General features: G+C 60.7%; 2 protein-coding genes and 1 pseudogene. 2 read left to right on the forward strand and 1 reads right to left on the reverse strand.

The window, feature by feature from the left end:
* Positions 1–695 (reverse strand): annotated as a pseudogene (locus NW857_RS00485) (hypothetical protein); the annotation flags it as partial.
* Between the two features lie 281 nt (positions 696–976).
* On the opposite strand from NW857_RS00485, the gene NW857_RS00490 reads away from it, so the two are divergent.
* Together NW857_RS00490 and NW857_RS00495 are read left to right on the forward strand one after the other, a co-directional pair.
* Positions 977–1627, forward strand: coding sequence for a peroxiredoxin (locus tag NW857_RS00490; RefSeq protein ID WP_414332679.1), 651 nt, complete (start codon positions 977–979; stop codon positions 1625–1627).
* 242 nt (positions 1628–1869) lie between these two features.
* Complete coding sequence (locus NW857_RS00495) at positions 1870–3891, forward strand: hydantoinase/oxoprolinase family protein (protein ID WP_414332677.1); 2022 nt, start codon at positions 1870–1872, stop codon at positions 3889–3891.
* Positions 3892–3924 lie beyond the last annotated feature (33 nt).

Here is a 3924-nt window from a genome sequence, read left to right on the forward strand (position 1 = left end):
ATCCGCACTTCCAGATCCGCCAAGAGGCCGCTTTCACAGTGATAGTTCGGAAAACGCTGCGCCACCTCAGCACAGATAGACTCTGCCACACCGGTAATCAGGGGCAAGAGCTCTTGCACGGCAGCCAGGGGGGCGGAAAAGGTATCGCCTGCATGGGCGGCGGCATTCTCATACATTCTTTGTAGGGGCATGTACAGGTGGTCGTCCATGACCTTCAAGTAAGGTTGGAAGAGGCCGCGCTCCTGAGGTGACAAGGCTTGCGAGACCATTTGCCCCGTGTAGTGGAATTGCATACTTAAAAAGCCCAGCACCCGCGGATCCCGTTCACTGTAGCGGGCCCGCAGCCGTCCACAGAACGGCGCGATCTTTACCGAAAAGCGGGCCGGGGAGAGGCCCTCCCCCCAACTTTCCGCTGCCTTTTCAAATAACTCGCGGGAATCCTCGGCAATTTGCCAGGGATCGATCAAGTCCGGATCCAGCCGCTGCCTCGGGATTTCAGCAGCCAAGAGCCGCTCCGTCTTGGCCCAGGCCTGGGAGCTGGCAAAGCGCAGGGATCCCTTCACTTTGTCGGCTAATTGGGTACCTGGCAGCTCGCCCAAGGCCGCCTGTGCCCGCAACTTGTCTACATATTTTTGGGCCCACAGGGTGGCCAGGCTGTAAGGTGTAGCTGCTTCTGGGCTTTCCATCGATCCCATGACCTCAGCAGAGAAGCTAGATTCTGTTGTCTACAATACCCCTAGCACGCCGCCGTTGCAGCCTGTAAGGAAACTACAGAATGTTAAGACTGCCCACAACAATTGTTCACATTAGGAAAGGGCTTCTCACCTTGCGGACAAGTTGGCGATGTTCTTAAAATCACCTAAAATCCGCTCGGAAAAGTGGAGTTTTTGTGGCAAAATAGACAGCAGACGGATCGATGCAAGGATCCGGATCCTGACCTCACCGGACTGAACCCTTTACTGAGGAGAAAGAGCGTATGTCTCTCCGACTTGGCGATACGGCTCCCAATTTTACGCAAAAGTCCACCCACGGCGAAATCGACTTCTATTCCTGGGCCGGGGATAGCTGGGTAGTGTTGTTCTCCCACCCTGCCGACTACACGCCGGTCTGCACCACCGAGCTGGGTACTGTTGCCAAGCTGATGCCCGAATTTGAAAAGCGAGGGGTGAAGGTGCTGGCCCTCAGTGTGGACGATGTGGACTCCCACGTTGGCTGGGTGAAAGACATTGAGGAAACCCAGAACGCTACCTTGACCTACCCAATTTTGGCGGACGTTGACCGCAAGGTCTCGCAGCTCTACGGCATGTTGGATCAAACCAACCTCAACCAAGAAGGGCTGCCCTTGACGGTGCGCTCGGTGTTCGTTATCGATCCCAACAAGAAGATACGCCTCATCCTCACCTATCCGGCCAGCACGGGCCGCAACTTCGACGAGCTTTTGCGGGCCATCGATGCTCTACAGTTGACGGATAAGTACAGCGTCGTCACCCCTGCCGACTGGAAAGACGGCGACGATGTCATTATCCCGCCTTCGCTGAAAGATCCGGAAGTGCTCAAAGAAAAGTTCCCGAAAGGCTACAAGGAAATTAAGCCCTACCTGCGGGTCACCCCTCAGCCCAACAAGTAAAAGTCTCGGCAATCCAACCGATTGGTGATCGGCTCGATTGGGATCCCCTCTTGGGGATCTTTTTTTGGCGGGAAACCCCGCACCCTATCCTCAGGATGGCTGTCGGGATCAGAGCCAGGGCGCTGGGGGAATGCCCTATGGGAAGATACGATAAGGGTGACAGTTCCGGCAAGCCCCGCTTCAAGGTACCAAATCACTAGGCGTGAGTCGGGAGTATGTCACATCCGACCAATCTGGATCAGATGACAGCAAGCCGAGGCTGGGCTCGCTTGGGGATCGATGTGGGCGGCACCTTTACCGATCTGGTGCTCTTGCAGGATGGCCAGATTCAGACGGCGAAGGTGCTCTCTACACCTAGCCCTGAGGAGGGGGTCTTGGCAGCGCTGGACAAGCTGGGTGCGCTCAAAGGGGGGCTCTGGGTTGACTTGTTCTGCCATGGCATGACGGTGGCCACCAACGCGCTGCTGGAGCGCAAGGGATCCCCCACCCTGTTTCTGACCACGGCGGGTTTTCGCGATGTGCTGGCCATTGGCCGTCAAAACCGCCCCTCTCTGTATGACTTGACGCAGCCCAAGCCGGAGCCGGTGGTACCCCGCCACTGTTGCCTGGAGGTGAAGGAGCGTTGCAGCGTGGACGGGGTGTTGGAGCCGCTGACCGAGGAGGAGATCCGCCGCGTGATCCAGGCGGTGGGCGAGCGGGTGCGGCAGGACGGGATCCGCGCCGTGGGGGTGGGGTTTTTGTTTTCCTTTCTCTACCCAGAGCATGAGCAGCGGCTGGGAGCCGCTTTGAAAGAGGCTTTCCCTGACTTGCACGTTTCCTTGTCTTGCGAGGTAGCGCCGGAGTTTCGGGAATACGAGCGCTTCAGCACCACCGCCCTCGATGCCTACCTCAGCCCGGCGCTGGCGGGCTACCTGCACCGCTTGGATTCAGGATGTCGAGAGAGAGGGATCCCCCAACCCTTGATCATGCAGTCTTCCGGCGGGGTGACCTCGATTGCCCAGGCGGCGGCCCACGCTTCGGTGGCTTTGCTCTCGGGGCCGGCAGGTGGGGTTTACGGGGCGGCCTATCTGGGTCGCCTGAGCGGCTACCTCCACTTGCTCAGCTTCGATATGGGGGGAACCAGCACCGATGTAGCCCTCATCCAAGATGGGATCCCTCAGGTCAGCCCGTCAGCGGTGGTGTGCGGCCTGCCGGTGCAGCAGCCCCAAATCGATATCCACACCGTCAGCGCCGGCGGCGGATCCCTGGCCTCTTTGTTGCCGGGCGGTGGGCTGCAGGTGGGGCCGGAGAGTGCCGGCTCCAACCCCGGGCCGGCCGGCTACGGCCGAGGGGGAACGGCTCCCACGGTGACCGATGCCAACCTCTGGCTGGGGTACTTGCCGGATGGCGGTCGGTTGGGCGACTCCGTCCAGTTGCGGCGGGAGCTGGCGGAACAAGCCATAGCCACGCTGGCGGATCCCTTGGGCTTGAGCTTGCAGGAAACTGCCGTTGGCATTCGCACCCTGGCCAACGCTGCCATGTCACGGGCCTTGCGGGTGATCAGCGTGGAGCGGGGCTGGGATCCTGCCGATTTTGCCCTGCTGGCCTTTGGTGGAGCTGGGCCCATGCATGCCTGTGCTCTGGCGGAAGAGCTGGGCATCCGCAAGATCTTGATCCCGGCTGCCTGTGGCGTGCTCTCGGCACTGGGCATGGCTTTGGCCGATCTGCGGCGGGACTACCGGCGGGCCATCCTACAACCCTTGCAGCGGCTGGCGTCGGATTCAGGGGGATCCCTGCTAGCCCAGTGGGCAGAACCCCTGATCCGCCAGGCCCAAGCCGACTTACAAGAGCCGGCGCTGCACTTTAGCTTGGACTTGCGCTATCGCGGCCAGTCTTTCGAGCTGGAGATCCCGGTGCACCTGTCAGAGCCGATTGCTCGCCTGGAACAACAGTTTCACCAGGCCCACCGGCAGCGCTATGGCTGGCAGGATTCGGCCCAGCCGGTGGAGGCGATCCAGTTGCGTCTGCGGGCGGTGCAGGCTCTGCCCACCGTGCCTCTGACTGCACCTTGCCCTTTGCCAGGGGATCCCCTCAAGGGGCGGCGAGAGGCCTGGATGGGCGGCCAGATGCGGTCAGTGCCGGTCTACGATCGGCAGCGCATGGGTGTGGGGTTTCAACTGCGCGGGCCGGCGATCGTCGAGATGCCGGAGGCAACTGCGGTAATCGACGCCGGTTGGACGGCTGCCATTGACGCCGTGGGAACCTTGGTCTTGAGCTGCGGATGAACTCATCTCTCACGTTGGGAGAGAGGTGAGGGC

This window comes from Synechococcus sp. H55.9, from assembly GCF_047462355.1.
In the GTDB taxonomy this organism is placed as follows: Bacteria; Cyanobacteriota; Cyanobacteriia; order Thermostichales; family Thermostichaceae; genus Thermostichus.

What these genes read in the sequence shown, in the direction of transcription:
- NW857_RS00490 (WP_414332679.1), top strand. Translation starts at nt 977, where the DNA reads ATGTCTCTCCGACTTGGCGATACGGCTCCCAATTTTACGCAAAAGTCC.
- NW857_RS00495 (WP_414332677.1), top strand. Translation starts at nt 1,870, where the DNA reads ATGACAGCAAGCCGAGGCTGGGCTCGCTTGGGGATCGATGTGGGCGGC.